Origin of the sequence: Pseudomonas abietaniphila, assembly GCF_900100795.1 — a bacterium.
GTDB lineage: Bacteria > Pseudomonadota > Gammaproteobacteria > Pseudomonadales > Pseudomonadaceae > Aquipseudomonas > Aquipseudomonas abietaniphila.
The window spans coordinates 660,799-676,803 of sequence record NZ_FNCO01000002.1; the positions used below are offsets into that span (position 1 = coordinate 660,799).

The 16,005-nt window shown below is 60.5% G+C and carries 12 protein-coding genes; 9 read left to right on the forward strand and 3 right to left on the reverse strand.

All coding sequences use genetic code 11. The features are described 5' to 3' along the window. Nucleotides 1-245: 245 nt before the first annotated feature. Genes BLS87_RS06420 through BLS87_RS06435 form a run of 4 tightly spaced genes read left to right on the forward strand, consistent with a single transcriptional unit; the run spans nucleotide 246 to nucleotide 5,864 of the window. Nucleotides 246-1,409 carry an isovaleryl-CoA dehydrogenase gene (locus BLS87_RS06420; protein WP_074751176.1) on the forward strand — a complete coding sequence of 388 codons (1,164 nt, stop codon included), beginning with the start codon at nucleotides 246-248 and terminating at the stop codon, nucleotides 1,407-1,409. Nucleotides 1,410-1,425: 16 nt separating this feature from the next. Continuing rightward, nucleotides 1,426-3,033: a carboxyl transferase domain-containing protein gene (locus BLS87_RS06425; protein ID WP_074751178.1), complete on the forward strand. Its 1,608-nt coding sequence runs from the start codon at nucleotides 1,426-1,428 to the stop codon at nucleotides 3,031-3,033. Nucleotides 3,034-3,051: 18 nt separating this feature from the next. After that, nucleotides 3,052-3,876: a gamma-carboxygeranoyl-CoA hydratase gene (locus BLS87_RS06430; RefSeq protein ID WP_074751180.1), complete on the forward strand. Its 825-nt coding sequence runs from the start codon at nucleotides 3,052-3,054 to the stop codon at nucleotides 3,874-3,876. Next, entirely contained in the window at nucleotides 3,876-5,864 is a 1,989-nt protein-coding gene (locus tag BLS87_RS06435) for an acetyl/propionyl/methylcrotonyl-CoA carboxylase subunit alpha (RefSeq protein ID WP_074751182.1), read from the forward strand. Before BLS87_RS06430 ends, BLS87_RS06435 begins: the two co-directional genes overlap by 1 nt. Nucleotides 5,865-5,987: 123 nt before the next feature. Here BLS87_RS06435 and BLS87_RS06440 read toward each other — a convergent pair whose 3' ends face one another. After that, on the reverse strand, nucleotides 5,988-9,473 hold the full coding sequence (locus BLS87_RS06440; RefSeq protein WP_074751184.1) for an indolepyruvate ferredoxin oxidoreductase family protein: 3,486 nt from the start codon (nucleotides 9,471-9,473) through the stop codon (nucleotides 5,988-5,990). A gap of 224 nt (nucleotides 9,474-9,697) precedes the next feature. Between BLS87_RS06440 and BLS87_RS06445 the strand changes: the two genes are divergently transcribed. From BLS87_RS06445 to BLS87_RS06455, 3 genes are all read left to right on the forward strand, one after another. Next, nucleotides 9,698-10,165, forward strand: a complete 468-nt coding sequence (locus BLS87_RS06445; RefSeq protein WP_074751186.1) for an Lrp/AsnC family transcriptional regulator — start codon at nucleotides 9,698-9,700, stop codon at nucleotides 10,163-10,165. A gap of 474 nt (nucleotides 10,166-10,639) precedes the next feature. Next, entirely contained in the window at nucleotides 10,640-11,179 is a 540-nt protein-coding gene (locus tag BLS87_RS06450; protein WP_074751188.1) for a DUF4880 domain-containing protein, read from the forward strand. Between the two features lie 167 nt (nucleotides 11,180-11,346). Beyond that, entirely contained in the window at nucleotides 11,347-12,489 is a 1,143-nt protein-coding gene (locus BLS87_RS06455) for a M14 family metallopeptidase (RefSeq protein ID WP_074751190.1), read from the forward strand. Nucleotides 12,490-12,590: 101 nt separating this feature from the next. Here BLS87_RS06455 and BLS87_RS06460 read toward each other — a convergent pair whose 3' ends face one another. After that, on the reverse strand, nucleotides 12,591-13,127 hold the full coding sequence (locus tag BLS87_RS06460) for a cytochrome b (RefSeq protein ID WP_074751192.1): 537 nt from the start codon (nucleotides 13,125-13,127) through the stop codon (nucleotides 12,591-12,593). Next, entirely contained in the window at nucleotides 13,124-14,209 is a 1,086-nt protein-coding gene (locus BLS87_RS06465) for a catalase family peroxidase (RefSeq protein ID WP_074751194.1), read from the reverse strand. Before BLS87_RS06465 ends, BLS87_RS06460 begins: the two co-directional genes overlap by 4 nt. A 188-nt stretch (nucleotides 14,210-14,397) precedes the next feature. On the opposite strand from BLS87_RS06465, the gene BLS87_RS06470 reads away from it, so the two are divergent. Together BLS87_RS06470 and BLS87_RS06475 are read left to right on the forward strand one after the other, a co-directional pair. Further along, nucleotides 14,398-14,910: an RNA polymerase sigma factor gene (locus BLS87_RS06470; RefSeq protein WP_074751196.1), complete on the forward strand. Its 513-nt coding sequence runs from the start codon at nucleotides 14,398-14,400 to the stop codon at nucleotides 14,908-14,910. Continuing rightward, nucleotides 14,907-15,665, forward strand: a complete 759-nt coding sequence (locus BLS87_RS06475) for an anti-sigma factor family protein (protein ID WP_074751198.1) — start codon at nucleotides 14,907-14,909, stop codon at nucleotides 15,663-15,665. The genes BLS87_RS06470 and BLS87_RS06475 overlap by 4 nt, the downstream gene beginning before the upstream one ends. Nucleotides 15,666-16,005 lie beyond the last annotated feature (340 nt).

The window sequence follows — 16,005 nt, forward strand, 5'->3', positions numbered from 1 at the left end:
ACAAAAAAGAGCATGCAACTGAACTTGGAGGGGAGCCTAGGCTCCCCTTCGTGCTGTCTGGCGTTTGAAAAACGCCCTGCCCCCTATCTCGCTAAGGCTCCTACTGAAACCTGAAGCCCTTCATCAGCCGCGTTGACATCGGCCTACCCAGAGGTTTACGTTAACGTAAAGGTGATACTGAATATTGCTATCTGACAGCCCCTCCAAAGACAGCCCCTCCAAAAACAATAAGGGAACGCAGGCTCATGAATTACCCCACGCTCAATTTCGGCCTCGGCGAGACGCTGGACATGCTGCGCGATCAGGTGCAGGCATTCGTTGCCGCAGAACTCTCGCCTCGCGCCGCCCAGATCGACAAAGACAACCTGTTCCCGGCCGACATGTGGCGCAAGTTCGGAGACATGGGCCTGCTCGGCATCACCGTCGATGAACAGTACGGCGGCGCCGGACTGGGTTACCTGGCTCACGTCATTGCCATGGAAGAAATCAGCCGCGGCTCTGCGTCCGTCGCTCTTTCCTACGGCGCGCATTCGAATCTGTGCGTCAATCAGATCAATCGCAACGGCAATTCCGAACAGAAGGCCCGTTATCTTCCCAAGTTGATCAGCGGCGAACACATCGGCGCGCTCGCAATGAGCGAGCCCAACGCCGGTTCCGATGTGGTGTCGATGAAGCTGCGTGCCGACAAACGCGGCGATCGCTTCGTGCTCAACGGCAGCAAGACCTGGATCACCAACGGCCCGGACGCCAACACGTACGTGATTTACGCCAAGACCGACCTTGAGAAAGGGGCGCATGGCATCAGCGCCTTCATCGTCGAGCGCGACTGGAAAGGTTTCTCTCGCAGCAACAAGTTCGACAAATTGGGCATGCGCGGTTCTAACACCTGCGAGCTGTTCTTCGACGACGTCGAAGTACCGGAAGAAAACCTGCTGGGTGCACTGAACGGTGGCGTCAAAGTGCTCATGAGCGGACTGGATTACGAGCGCGTCGTGCTCTCCGGCGGCCCGACAGGGATCATGCAGGCGTGCATGGATGTGGTGCTGCCTTACATCCATGACCGCAAACAGTTTGGCCAGAGCATCGGCGAGTTCCAGTTGATTCAAGGCAAGGTCGCCGATATGTACACCCAACTCAACGCCAGCCGCGCGTACCTGTACGCCGTGGCCCAGGCGTGTGAACGCGGGGAAACCACGCGCAAGGACGCTGCCGGGGTGATTCTCTACAGCGCGGAGCGCGCCACACAGATGGCGCTGGACACGATTCAGATCCTCGGGGGGAACGGCTACATCAACGAATTCCCCGCCGGTCGCCTGCTGCGTGACGCCAAGCTGTACGAAATCGGCGCCGGGACCAGCGAGATCCGTCGAATGCTGATCGGTCGCGAATTGTTCAACGAAACCCGCTGACAGCGCCGGAGGCAGCATGGCAATCCTGCACACCCGCATCAATCCGCGCTCGGCAGAGTTTTCCGCTAACCGCACGAGCCTGCAAAAACAGGTCGACGACTTGCGCCAGTTGCTGGCGCAGGTCCACGAAGGCGGTGGCGCCAAAGCGCAAGAGCGTCATACCTCACGGGGCAAGCTGTTGCCCCGCGACCGCATCGACCGACTGCTGGACACCGGCTCGGCGTTTCTTGAGATCAGCCAACTGGCCGCGTACGACGTCTACGGCGAAGAGGTGCCTTGCGCAGGCGTGATCGCTGGCATCGGCCGTGTCGAAGGCGTCGAGTGCATGATCATCGCCAACGACGCGACGGTCAAAGGCGGCTCGTACTACCCGCTGACCGTCAAAAAACACCTGCGAGCACAGGCCATCGCCCAGCAGAACCGTTTGCCGTGCATCTATCTGGTCGATTCCGGTGGCGCCAACCTGCCCCGCCAGGACGAAGTGTTCCCGGACCGCGAGCATTTCGGCCGTATCTTCTTCAATCAGGCCAACATGAGCGCCCAGGGAATCCCGCAGATCGCGGTGGTTATGGGTTCCTGTACCGCTGGCGGCGCGTACGTACCCGCCATGGCCGATGAAGCCATCATGGTTCGCCAACAGGCGACCATCTTTCTGGCGGGACCACCGCTGGTGAAAGCGGCCACCGGCGAAGTGGTGAGCGCCGAAGACCTGGGCGGTGCCGACGTGCACTGCAAGGTCTCCGGCGTCGCGGATCACTATGCCGACAGCGATGAACACGCGCTGGAACTGGCGCGCCGCAGCATCGCTCACCTCAACTGGCGCAAACAGGGTGACCTGCAACGGCAAACGCCACTGGCGCCGCTGTATGCCGGTGACGAACTGTACGGCGTGATTTCCGCCGATCCCAAACAGCCATTCGACGTGCGTGAAGTGATCGCCAGACTGGTCGACGGCTCGGTGTTCGATGAGTTCAAGGCCCTGTTCGGCACCACGCTGGTCTGTGGTTTCGCACACTTGAATGGCTACCCGATCGCGATTCTTGCCAACAACGGCATTCTGTTCGCCGAAGCGGCGCAGAAAGGCGCGCACTTCATCGAACTGGCCTGCCAACGCGGCATTCCCCTGCTCTTCCTGCAGAACATCACCGGATTCATGGTCGGCCAGAAATACGAAGCGGGCGGCATCGCCAAGCACGGGGCCAAGCTGGTCACGGCAGTAGCGTGCGCCAGGGTCCCCAAGTTCACCGTCATCATCGGCGGCAGCTTCGGCGCCGGGAACTACGGCATGTGCGGTCGTGCCTACGACCCGCGTTTCCTGTGGATGTGGCCCAACGCGCGGATCGGCGTCATGGGTGGCGAACAGGCCGCGGGCGTCCTGGTGCAGGTCAAGCGAGAGCAGGCGCAGCGCAGTGGCCAGACGTTCAGCGCCGAGCAGGAAGCCGAGTTGAAACAACCGATTCTTGACCAGTACGAACATCAGGGACACCCCTACTACTCCAGCGCCCGACTGTGGGACGACGGCGTGATCGATCCGGCGCAAACCCGCGAGATTCTGGCCCTGGCGATCAGCGCTGCACTCAACGCACCCATCGAGGCCACACGCTTCGGCGTGTTCCGCATGTGACCGAGGATGACGCCTTCCATGAACGTCAATGATTTCGACACGCTGGAACTTGAATTCGACCCCCGGGGTTTCGCCATGCTGTGGCTCAATCGGCCGGAAAAGAACAATGCCTTTAACGCGCAGATGATTCGCGAGCTGATCATCGCGCTCGAGCGGGTGCAGGGTGATGCCAGCGTGCGCTTCCTGGTGCTGCGGGCGCGGGGCAAACACTTCAGCGCCGGGGCTGACCTTGCCTGGATGCAGGAATCCGCCAACCTGGACTACAACACCAACCTGGGGGACGCCCGCGAACTCGGCGAGCTGATGTACAACCTGGCCAAGTTGAAACTGCCGTCGTTGGCCGTGGTGCAAGGCGCAGCCTATGGCGGGGCCCTGGGCCTGATCAGTTGCTGTGACATGGCAATCGGTGCCGATGATGCCCAGTTTTGCCTGTCGGAAGTGAAAATCGGCCTGGCGCCTGCGGTCATCAGCCCGTTTGTGATTCAAGCCATCGGTGAACGCCACGCCCGTCGCTACGCACTCACCGCCGAACGCTTCGACGGTTTGCGCGCGCGCGAGATCGGGCTCCTCGCCGAATCTTATCCTGCGTCAGAACTCGAACAGCAGGTTCAGCGCTGGATCGACAACCTGCTGCTCAACAGCCCACAGGCCATGCGCGTCAGCAAGGACCTGCTTCGCGAAGTCGGTCATGGTGAGCTAACGCCAGCACTGCGCCGTTACTGCGAAAACGCTATCGCCAGAATCAGGGTCAGCCCGGAGGGCCAGGAAGGCCTGCGCGCCTTCCTGCAAAAGCGTGAGCCTGCCTGGCGCGATGACAACAATAAGAACGGAGAGTCACGCTGATGGACGCAAATAAACGCATCGCTTTGACCTCGGTGCTGGTCGCCAATCGGGGTGAAATTGCCTGCCGGATCATGCGCACCGCCAAGGCCATGGGCTTGACCACGGTCGCGGTTCACAGCGAGATCGACCGTCTTGCCCGGCATGTGCGTGAAGCCGACGTTGCCGTGAACCTGGGCGGCAGCAAAGCAGCCGACAGCTACCTGCAGATCGACGCGTTGATTGCGGCAGCCAGAAGCAGCGGCGCGCAAGCGATACACCCCGGTTATGGATTCCTCTCGGAAAACGCAGGGTTTGCGCGCGCTGTCGAGCAGGCCGGCCTGGTGTTTCTGGGACCGCCGGCGTCGGCCATCGATGCCATGGGCAGCAAATCAGCGGCTAAATCGCTGATGGAAGCCGCAGGCGTTCCCCTCGTCCCCGGCTATCACGGCGAAGCACAAGACGCGGCAACCTTCCGCGAAGCGGCCGCACGCATCGGCTACCCCGTGCTGCTCAAAGCCACGGCGGGGGGCGGCGGTAAAGGCATGAAGGTCGTGGAGCGTGACGAAGACCTGGCCGACGCACTGGCGTCCGCGCAACGAGAGGCACAATCGTCGTTTGGCGACTCGCGCATGCTGGTGGAGAAATATGTACTCCAGCCTCGCCATGTCGAAATCCAGGTGTTTGCCGATCAGCACGGTCACTGCCTGTACCTCAACGAACGGGATTGCTCGATCCAGCGCCGCCACCAAAAGGTGGTCGAAGAAGCGCCTGCGCCGGGACTCAGCCCGGCATTGCGGCGCGCGATGGGGCAAGCCGCCGTGCGGGCCGCGCAGGCCATCGGGTATGTCGGGGCTGGCACGGTGGAATTCCTGCTCGACGCCCGTGGCGAGTTCTTCTTCATGGAGATGAACACCCGTTTGCAGGTCGAGCACCCGGTGACCGAAGCCATCACGGGGCTGGACCTGGTTGCCTGGCAGCTCCGCGTCGCCCAAGGCGAGCCGCTGCCCATGACGCAGGATCAGGTGCCGTTGAATGGACATGCGATCGAGGTACGGCTGTACGCCGAAGACCCGGCCAATGACTTTCTTCCCGCCACCGGCACGCTGACGCTGTACCGGGAATCGGCGCCAGGTCCGGGACGCCGCGTGGACAGCGGCGTCAGCGAAGGCGATGACGTATCGCCCTTCTACGACCCGATGCTGGGCAAACTGATTGCCTGGGGCGAGGACCGCGAACAGGCGCGCTTGCGGCTGTTGTCGATGCTTGACGCGTTTGCCGTCGGCGGGGTACGCACCAACCTCGCGTTTCTGCGCCGGATCATTGCGCACCCGGCATTCGCCGACGCTGAACTGGACACCGGCTTCATTCCCCGCTACCAGACCGACCTGTTGCCACCTTCGGAGCCGTTGTCAGCCGAGTTCTGGCAAGCCGCCGCGCTTGCCTGGCACCTCAGCACGCCGGCCAGGGTGCGCCATGACGATCCGGATTCGCCTTGGTCGGGCGCAAGCGGCCTGCGTCTGGGGCTGCCCAGCGCGGTGGTCCTGCACCTGAGCTGCGCCGCAGAACACCGCGTGATTCGCCTGCGGGACGATGACCTGTGCAACGTTCAGTGGCTCGGCGAGCAACTCGTCAGCGAACAGCATGGCCTGCGGCGTCAAACGCGCGCGATCCGTCGCGACGACACGCTGTACCTCAGCTGGCAAGGCGAGCTGCACGCGATCAGACGCTACGATCCCATCGCAGCCGTGGAAGCCAGCCACACCCATCAAGGCGGGCTGACCGCCCCCATGAACGGCAGTATCGTTCGGGTCCTGGTCGAGGTCGGTCAGGCGGTCGAGGCAGGGACACCTCTGGTGGTGCTCGAAGCCATGAAAATGGAACACAGCATCCGTGCGAGCACGGCCGGAACGGTATCGGCGTTGTACTGCACAGAGGGTGAAATGGTCAGCGAAGGGACGGTGCTGGTGGCGTTGACCGAGGTGACAGCCGTCACTGCCAAGGCGTCTTGAATCCCTTCGGGGATTGCCGCCTGAACACAAAATGCCGGTGGGAGCACAGGTATTGGCTCCCACCGGCATGGATGCTTCATCACCAAAGCAGCGCGGGCAAATGCCCCGCGCCACCCTGATTCCTTATGCCGCGACTTCAAACAGCTTCGGTAACTCCACTTCCCCGCTGATCAGGCTTTGACGCATCCGCGCAGCCTGCAACGCCGCTGCTTTCATCGCGGCCTCCTTGACGTGACCATACCCACGAATACGCTCGGGGAGACGCGCCAGGCTCAACGCCGTGTGGCGATTCCCGGCATTCAAATGCGTCAGAATCAATTCAACGTCGCTCACATAGTGGTCGATCAATTCCCGCTCCTGACGACGCTCCACGCTGCGACCGAACGGATCAAACGCGGTGCCCCGCAGGAATTTGAACGTCGCCAGCACCTCGAACGCTTTCAACATCCAGGGCCCGAAGCTGCGCTTGCGCGGCGCCCCGCTGTTGGGGTCGCGTTTGGCAAGCCACGACGGTGCCAGATGAAACTCCAGCCGGTAGTCGCCTTCGAATTGCGCCTGCAATTGCCGCGTGAACTCGCCATTGCTGTAAAGCCGTGCGACTTCGTATTCGTCTTTGTAGGCCAACAGTTTGAAGTAATTGAACGCAACGGCTTCGGTCAGCACAGGAGGCTCACCCGGGAACAACCGCGCTTCGGTGTCACGCACCTTGTGGACCAACGCCAGATAGCGCTCCCCATAGGCACGGTTCTGGTAGTCGCCCAAGGTCTTCGCGTGATTGGCCAGGCGCTCGTCCAGACTCAACGCTTCCGGCGCCTGAACCGGCGCAACGTCCGGGTTGGCCGCCGACCGCACTGCGGGCAGATCGAACGCGGCACGACGGCCCCACAGGAACGCCTGCTGGTTCAAATTGACCGCCACACCGTTCAGCTCGATGGCTTTTTCAATGGCCGCAGAGGTCAGCGGAATCAGACCCAGCTGGAACGCATACCCCAGCATGAACAGGTTGCTGGCAATGCTGTCGCCCATCAGTTTGGTGGCCAGATCCGTTGCCTGAACAAAATGGGTTTTCCCTTCACCCACGGCTTCGATGATGGTCTGCATCATGGCGTCGGCCGGGAATTCGGCGTCCGGGTTGCGGGTGAATTCGGCCGTCGGCGTCTGCTGACTGTTGACCACCGCGTAGGACTTGGCGCTGTTGAGTTTGGCAATCGCATCAGGCCCCGACGACACCAGCAGATCGCACCCGAGCAACAGATTGGCTTCACCGGCGGCGATACGCACGGCGAACAGGTCTTCCTGCCGCGCCGCGATACGGATATGACTGACCACGGGCCCGAATTTCTGCGCCAGGCCGGCCTGGTCGAGCACGCTGCAGCCCTTGCCTTCCAGGTTGGCCGCGTAACCGAGCATCGCACCCACAGTGGTGACGCCCGTGCCGCCGACACCCGGCAACAGGATGTTGAACGGCTGATCGAGGCTCGGCAGCGTCGGCTCAGGGAGCTCGGCAAACGCCTGCGCCTGCTTGGGCAGTTGTGGCTTGCGCAACTTGCCACCATGGACCGTTACGAAGCTTGGGCAAAAGCCTTCCACGCAGCTGAAATCCTTGTTACATGCGCTCTGATCGATCTCGCGCTTGCGCCCTTCGGCGGTTTCCTTCGGCAGAATCGACAGACAACCCGACTTCGCACCGCAATCGCCACAGCCTTCGCAGACGGCAGGGTTGATGATGGCGCGCTTGTCCAGGTCCAGCATCGTGCCACGCTTGCGACGACGACGTTTCTCGGTCGCGCAGGTCTGGTCGTAAATGATCACCGAAACCCCTTTGAATTCGCGCAACTCCCGCTGCACGCTGTCCAGGTCGCGGCGATGGTGAAAGGTGGTGATCGGCGCGAACTGTTCACGGCTCGGGTATTTGTCCGGATCGTCCGACACCAGCGCAATGCGTTGCACGCCTTCGTTGAACACCTGACGGCTGAGCTGATCGACGCGCAGCACGCCATCGATCGGTTGGCCGCCGGTCATGGCCACGGCGTCGTTGTAGAGAATCTTGTAGGTGATGTTGACCTTGGAAGCCACCGCCGCACGCAGTGCCAGATGCCCCGAATGAAAATAGGTGCCATCGCCCAGGTTCTGGAACACGTGCGGGGTTTCAGTGAACGGCGCCTGACCGATCCAGGTTACGCCCTCACCGCCCATCTGGGTAAAGGTGTCGGTTTCGCGGTCCATCCAGATGGTCATGTAATGGCAGCCAATGCCCGCCAGTGCGCGGCTGCCTTCGGGGACCTTGGTGGAGGTGTTGTGCGGGCAACCCGAGCAGAAATGCGGTGTGCGCTGGGTTTTGAACAACGGCGCGGCCAACGCTTTTTCCTTGTCTTGCAGAAACTGCAGGCGCGCTTCAATTTTTGGGCTGCTGTAGATCGGCGCGAGCCGTTTGGCGATGACACGGGCAATCATCGCCGGAGTCAATTCAGCCAGGTTTGGTAGCAGTGAGCGCCCTTCTTCGTCGAATTCGCCCACCACGCGCGGCCGCTGATCCACGGGCCAGTTGTACAACTGACCGGTCAGTTGGTCTTCGATCACGCTGCGTTTTTCTTCGACAACCAGAATCTCGTCGAGCCCTTCGGCGAAGTCATGCACCGACACCGGCTCCAGCGGCCAGCTCATGCCGACCTTGAGTACCCGAATGCCGACCGAGGCACACAGCGCCTCGTCGATGCCCAGCTCCTCAAGAGCCTGACGAACGTCCAGGTAGGACTTGCCCGTGGTGATGATGCCCAGACGCGGCTGTGGCGAATCAATCACCACTTTGTTCAGGTGATTGGCGCGGGCGAAAGCGCGTGCTGCATAAATCTTGTAGGTGTTCAGGCGGGCTTCCTGCGCCAGTGGTGGGTCCGGCCAGCGGATGTGCAAACCGTCCTTGGGCAACTGGAAATCGTCGGGGATACGGGTCTGGATGCGCAGCGGATCGACTTCCACCACGGCAGAAGAATCAACGTTTTCAGCGATGGTTTTCATCGCCACCCAGCACCCGCTGTAGCGTGACAGCTCCCAGCCGATAATGCCGTAGTCGAGAATTTCCTGAACGTTGCTGGGGTTGAGCACCGGAATCATCGAGGCGATAAACGCATGCTCGCTCTGGTGGGCGATGGTTGACGATTTGCAACCGTGATCGTCGCCCGCGAGGATCAGCACCCCGCCATTTTCCGCCACGCCGGCCGAGTTACCGTGCTTGAACACGTCACCACAGCGGTCGACACCCGGGCCCTTTCCGTACCAGAGCGCGAACACGCCGGCGTACTTGCCATGGGGGAACAGATTGACCTGCTGACTGCCCCACACCGCAGTGGCGGCCAGTTCTTCGTTGACGCCGGGCTGGAAGTGAATGGCGTTTTGCTGAAGATAATCCTTCGCGTCCCACAGGCTTTTGTCCAGATTCCCCAGCGGCGAGCCGCGGTATCCGGAAATGAACCCTGCGGTGTTCAAGCCGCGGGCCTCATCACGTTGCTTTTGCAGCATGGGCAGACGGGTCAACGCCTGGGTTCCGGTCAGGTACAGATTGCCGGTTGCGAGTCGGTATTTATCATCCAGACGAATATCAGCCAAAGACATTCAGGCACTCCTTTGTTTTTATTAGTGCGTTTTGAATGTGGCGAGCAATGGCATCAGCGGCCTCGTGAGCCAAGGGCCAACTGCTCGGTCGTCGGGACGGTTCAACCCGACGCTCACACGCCAAATACTGCCTGTGCCGCGCAGGCTTTTTCTTTCTAAATTGGCTGAAATCTGCTCATATCCTGCATGCCTGTTTCATTTAAAGAATAAAAAAGGGTCAATTCATGCAGGTCAAACTCAGCCCCATCGATCGCAAAATTCTTCGCCTGTTGCAACATGATGCCGACCTCTCCGCCGCCGAGATTGCCGAGCGGGTGGAGTTGTCGCAGTCGCCGTGCTGGCGCCGGATCAACCGTCTGGAGGAGGAAGGCGTGATCGAGCGCAAGGTCGCCCTGCTCAACCCGGCCAAACTCGGGTTAACGATGACAGTGTTCGTCGACGTGAAATTGTCCGGGCATGGTCGGCGTTATCTGACCGAGTTCGAAGGGGCAATCATCGGTTACCCCGAGGTACTGGAGTGCTACACAATGGCGGGCGACATGGATTTCATGCTCAAGGTGGTGGTGCAGGACATCGCCAGCTACGAGCGTTTTCTGCGCGATCACCTGTTGCAGAGCCCACACGTTCAGGAGGCGCACTCGAACATCGCCATGAGCGTGGTCAAGCGCACAACCGAGTTGCCGATTGACTAGGGAATAGCAGGCGAACAGAAAAACTTCGCGAGAATGCGAAATAACATTTGACGTGCGAATGATAATGATTATTATTGAGCGCAACCGGTCGCGAGACCGGTGGGTAACCCAGAAGCCTTAGGTCGGCTTCCGGATTATCTCCTCATCAGGCTAATCACGGTTTTTGACCCGGCTTTTTGCCGGGTCTTTTTTTTCTTGCCCTTGAAGGGTCTGGTTCGGTCGGGTGTTGCGTCTTCAGGCTAATGAAGAGGGTGTCCCGTGTTCGAGACTTGATGATGGCGCGCATCATACCAAAACAGAATGAGCGTAGGCCACGCTGCGCGGTCAAATGCGACACATTTGGTAAAAAACATCGCAAGACCCACTTAATAATTGAGAATGAATCTCACAAGCACTAACATCGAGCGGCATCATGGAGGATGCCCCCACTCCTTCCTCAAAGGACCACACGGATGACTCGCGAGTGAACATGCCATGACGAATCAGCTCACGTCTCTATTCTCGCTTTCGATGCGCCAACCCGACGAACCTGTCAGCCAGGAAACCGACGGATACCGCCGTCGCATCCAGAAGCTGCCACGCAGAACTCAACAAATCTTTTTGCTCAGCCGCCTCGACCAGATGAACTACGCCGATATCGCGCAGTTACTCGAACTCGAGGTCAAGGCCGTCGAACGTTGCATGGTCCGTCTTCTCGACCAATGTAGTGAGGGTCTTGTGGACTCGCAGGCGATGAATGCGGTCAACCTGCAAGCGCACCGCTGGTACGTTCATTTGCAAAGCCCTCAGGCCACGGCAAGCCAGCGTATTGAGTTCCGCCACTGGCTCGACGCCGATGCTAACCACCTCCGCGCATTCCAGGAGACCGAGCGACTCTGGTGTCGCCTCCAAGCCCCGGCAGCCATTCTGGGTGCCAACGGCTGGCATCGTCGCAAACGTCGGGTCTATCTGGGCTGGCTTTTGCTGACGGCTTTTCTGTGCAGCGTGCTGGTGACAGCCGAAGCCTTTACCTGAAGACCTGCGTCCCGCTGAGCATGGCCCAAAGACAGAACAATCTGTCGCTGTCCGCGCACCTGATCCGTGTAAAGTACCTGTCATAACAGCCCAGCGCGGCCGTCGGGTTTGCCCGCGACTGCCGCCCGATGGCCTCGAGTTGGCATTAACGTACGCAGGACTTCTCCGTGACTCAGACCGCCCTTTCCATCACCTCTGATTTCGACAGCGGCAACATCGTCGTGCTCGACGCGAGCAACCCACAGAACGTGCAACTGGCTATCCGCCCCGATACCCGAAGCCCGCATTTTCAATGGTTCCACTTCAAGGTCGATGGCATGCAGCCTGGGCAGCCACACGCGTTCAGCCTGAACAACGCCAGTGAATCCAGCTACAACCGCGCGTGGACCGGTTATAACGCCGCGGCGTCTTACGATCAGAAAACCTGGTTCCGCGTGCCCAGCAGCTTTGACGGCAAGGCACTGAACTTCAGCCTGTCGCCTGAACACCCACAGATCTGGTTCGCCTATTTCGAACCCTACAGCCGCGAACGGCATGACTGGCTGATCGATCGAGCGCTGAACAAGGCCGGGACCGAATTGCTGGCCATGGGGAAAAGCGTCGAAGGTCGAGACATTCCACTGCTGCGCAAAGGTGACGGTGCGCAGGGCAAGCGCAAGATCTGGGTCATCGCGCAGCAGCATCCCGGGGAGCACATGGCCGAATGGTTCATGGAAGGTGTGATCGAGCGCCTGCAAGCCAACGATGCCGAGTTGCAAGCGCTCCTCGCCTCGGCCGACCTCTATCTGGTGCCGCACATGAACCCGGACGGTTCGTTCCACGGCCACCTGCGCACCAACGCACAAGGCAAGGACCTCAACCGTGCCTGGCAGGACTCCACGCCGGAGTTGAGCCCCGAAGTGTTCTTCGTCAAGGAGCAGATGGATAAGTACGGCGTGGACATGTTTCTTGACGTGCACGGCGACGAGGAAATTCCTTACGTGTTCACGGCGGCGTGCGAAGGCAACCCTGGGTACACCGATAAACAAAAGGAACTGGAAACTGACTTCCGCGCCCGGTTGAGCGGCATGACCCAGGATTTCCAGACCCGCTACGGCTACCCGAAAGCGGCACCGGGCCAGGCCAATATGAATCTGGCGTGCAACAGCGTCGGCGAGCGTTACAAATGCCTGGCATTGACACTGGAAATGCCGTTCAAGGATAACGACGACGCACCGGACGCCCTCACCGGCTGGTCGGGCAAGCGCTCCATGCAACTGGCGCACGATGTCCTGACGACGTTGGGGCAGATGGTGTCGGTGCTGCGCTGATTAATAGATAAAACCTGATCGGCTGGTTCACCGCCGATGGACCGCAACGGATGCGGTGAGTCAATGACGATTGAGGTCAGGACCCACCGCATCCCCTTCAGCTATTTGCCCCGCAGCATGCTGTCCAGCACCTCGTCCCTTCTGACCCATCCATGAAACAGTGCCGCCGCCAGGTGCATGAGAATGGTCAGGAAAAACAGATACGCTAGATACCGATGCGCCTTGCGCAAGAACGCGAAGGTTTCTGCGTGCGCGGCCACAATCGACGGCAGGCGCACTGAACTGCCGAGCATTACCGGATCCCCTGCCGCGGAAATCATCGCCCAGCCAATCAACGGCATCGCCAGCATCAAGGCGTACAGCAGATAGTGCGAGAGCTTGGCCGCGAGCGCCTGCCAACCCGGCAGATCCGCTGGCAACGGCGGCGTCTGTGTGCTGAAACGCACGATCAATCGCACGATGACCAACACAAGGATCGCAATGCCCAGCGGTTTATGCAGGTTCAACAACCATTCGTGCCGCTCAGAGATTGAGGCGACCATGCCAGCGCCGATGAACAGCATCGCGATGACCATCACCGCCATCAACCAGTGAAGCGCGCGGGCCAGAGGCGCGAAATGGGAAGTGGGCGTACTCATGGCTGTTTCTCCTGTGCGGGCGCTGCTTTCAACTGATCGACTTCACTGGTGCGACGCATGTACGAAGACGCGTACGCCGCCGAGCGTGCGGCCAGCAAGGGATCGTCGGAGCCTTCTATGCCGCTGGGCAGGATCAATGGGTCGAAGTTGATGTCCCGACAGTTGCCATCGAGCTGCGAGCTGTCGCCGTCAATGACCAGAGTCCCCGCATTGACCGTCTTGTGATCGCCTGTCCAGGCTTTCGAGGCGTCGTTGGTCGGGTCTTGAGCGTTAGCCAGCGTCAACACCAGATTCCAGCGCTGAGGACCGCTCGCCAGTTTCTGACTCAGGTCCTGTTGCAGATAGTCCTTGGCATCCGGCGCGGGTGCATCGCCCTTGGCCTCCGGCACCAGGCTCCAACGCACTGCCTGACGCTTGCCGGCGGCGTCCACCAGCACGAACGCGTTCACGCTGTTGTAGGTTTCGGTCACAAAGCTCGCCGACGGTTTTGCTGTCTTGACCCACGCCAGGAAGGGTTGGGCTTCGGGGTGAGCGGCGAAAAATGCCGGAGGCTTCGCGGGATCCGGCTTGCCGGTCTTCGGATCGGGCGAGGTGGCTTTCAACAGATCGACAAAGGCCTCAGGCGTGCCCACCGGAAACACCGGCATGCTGTTCATGCCGGTGCGCCATTGCTGGCCATCGGGCTGCGTGAACTGCACGGCGAAACTGCGAATGGGTGCCGCGCTGTCCGGCGAATAGGGATTGCCGGTGGGCAGCGCCAGACGGCCGATCACCGGCGTGCGGCCACTGGCGAAGACCTGCGCTCTGGACAGCGCGGCCGCTGCGCCATTGCTTTCAAAGTAACCCGCGACGCAAACCCCTTTTGGGTGGTTGCGGCGATAACCCGGGTGTACGCCATTGCTCTGTTCGAACACGTTAACGACGCGAGCCGGGGTCAGGCGCTGGGGATCCAGGCTGCCATTGACGTAGGCAAACGCGCCAGCGGCGATCAACACCACGAGGCCGATACCGGCCATGCGGGCGAGTTTCTCGGCGTTGCTCAATGGTGGTTTTCGGGGATACGGTGGCTCACGGTCAATCATCGGTCACACTCCGGGCCTTGGGCCTCTATAAATTGCAGATGGACAAGCGGTACGGTCCGACGCATCTGGCGCGGGTTTATTCCACAGAACAATATTTATTTTTCAGGCAGTGGAATAACCTGCACTGGCATGCGTCTGTCTGGTCACACGATCTGAAACGATCCCGCTGATCGATCTGGAAGCCCCCCATGAATGATGTCGACGACCAATTACGAGAGTTGCTGCCGCGAATGCGTCGATTTGCGGTGTCGCTGACCCGTGATTACAGCAGCGCTGATGACCTCGTGCAGTCAACGCTGGAAAAGGCCCTGTCGGCCTGGTCCAGCAAACGACCAGAGGGCGACCTGCGCGCCTGGCTGTTCTCCATTCTTTATAGGCAATTTTTGGACGCTCATCGACGTTCGCGTCGCTACAGCCGAATGCTTGAACTGTTCACCGGTGGGAAAGAGGATCACTTCGAACCTTCCGTGGAGCGCACAGTGGTGGCGCAAACCACCTTGCAGTCGTTCGAACGCCTGAATCCCGAGCAACGCGCCTTGCTGCTGTGGGTGTCGGTCGAGGGCCTGAGTTACAACGAAGTGGCGGCCATTCTCGATGTCCCCGTGGGCACCGTCATGTCCCGCTTGTCGCGCGCGCGTCAGGCTTTACGCCTGCTCAGCGAAGGCGAAATCACCACCCCTGCCTTGCGGATACTGAAATGATTACCTTGCCTCCCAGCGAACGTGATGTACACGCCTACGTCGACGGCCAGCTCAACGACGCCGATCAGCAGACGATGGAAACCTATCTGGCCGCCAACCCTGAACTGGCAAAACAGGTGCTGGCCTGGCAACTTGACGTGCAGAACCTGCGCGCCGGTCTGAGCGGCGATCTGCACCGCCCCATGAACCCGGAACTGGACCCTGCTTATGTTCGCCAGCGTCTGCGCCGTAACCGCACCCGTCATTTCGCGACCGCAGCGGTGTTGCTGATTGCCGTCAGCATCGGTGGTCTGAGCGGTTGGCAAGCCCGCGAGATGACCCTGGCCAGCGGCGCACCCCCGATGGCTGACGCCGTCCAGGCTTACCGGATGTTTGCGGTCAACGACAACATGGCCAGCGACTGGAACACTGGCAAACCGAATAACGTACAAGTGTGGCTGGACAAGAACTTTGCCCAGGCCAATCGCCTGCCGGACCTCGAATCCGCCGGGTTCAAACCGGTCAGCGGCCGTTTGACCAGCACCGAACAGGGCGCTGCGGCCATGGTGGTGTACAAGGATGAGCAGGGACGCACCCTGAGTTTCTATATCCGGCCACCGGCCGAGCGCAATCATCTGCTGCCACGCGGCACCCGCCGTGACGGCGAATTGCAGGCCGATTACTGGTCAGGCGCGGGTTACAACTACGCCATGGTCGGCCCGGCAGACGACCCGGCGGCGCAGGCAGCACGACAGGCGTTGAAGCAGCCCATTTGAGCCTGGGCTCGATTGGGACGCCTCGGTTGCTCGCGAATGTGGTGGGTCAGCGACATCAATGCTGAATGACACGCCGCATTCGCTGCCCTCGTAACCTCGGACGTCTTACAGGGATCGAGTCAATACGCACATCGAGGGGCAATCCCATCTGTAGGCGAGAGCTTGGTCTGGGCGGCATTCCGACGAATTTGGTGGGACAGCGACATCGAGGGTGAATGTGATTCTGCATTCGTCAGCAAGCTGAGTCCCACCGGTTTTATGTTCAGCCAGCCAGGGTTGTGTTGAACCCAACAAAACCTGTAGGAGCGAGCTTGCTCGCGAATGCGGTGGGTCAGCGACA

Coding starts and splice junctions, on each gene's coding strand:
- BLS87_RS06465 (WP_074751194.1), bottom strand. CDS start 14,209: ATGATTGACCGTGAGCCACCGTATCCCCGAAAACCACCATTGAGCAAC.
- BLS87_RS06460 (WP_074751192.1), bottom strand. CDS start 13,127: ATGAGTACGCCCACTTCCCATTTCGCGCCTCTGGCCCGCGCGCTTCAC.
- BLS87_RS06475 (WP_074751198.1), top strand. CDS start 14,907: ATGATTACCTTGCCTCCCAGCGAACGTGATGTACACGCCTACGTCGAC.
- BLS87_RS06435 (WP_074751182.1), top strand. CDS start 3,876: ATGGACGCAAATAAACGCATCGCTTTGACCTCGGTGCTGGTCGCCAAT.
- BLS87_RS06420 (WP_074751176.1), top strand. CDS start 246: ATGAATTACCCCACGCTCAATTTCGGCCTCGGCGAGACGCTGGACATG.
- BLS87_RS06450 (WP_074751188.1), top strand. CDS start 10,640: ATGACGAATCAGCTCACGTCTCTATTCTCGCTTTCGATGCGCCAACCC.
- BLS87_RS06445 (WP_074751186.1), top strand. CDS start 9,698: ATGCAGGTCAAACTCAGCCCCATCGATCGCAAAATTCTTCGCCTGTTG.
- BLS87_RS06430 (WP_074751180.1), top strand. CDS start 3,052: ATGAACGTCAATGATTTCGACACGCTGGAACTTGAATTCGACCCCCGG.
- BLS87_RS06425 (WP_074751178.1), top strand. CDS start 1,426: ATGGCAATCCTGCACACCCGCATCAATCCGCGCTCGGCAGAGTTTTCC.
- BLS87_RS06440 (WP_074751184.1), bottom strand. CDS start 9,473: ATGTCTTTGGCTGATATTCGTCTGGATGATAAATACCGACTCGCAACC.
- BLS87_RS06470 (WP_074751196.1), top strand. CDS start 14,398: ATGAATGATGTCGACGACCAATTACGAGAGTTGCTGCCGCGAATGCGT.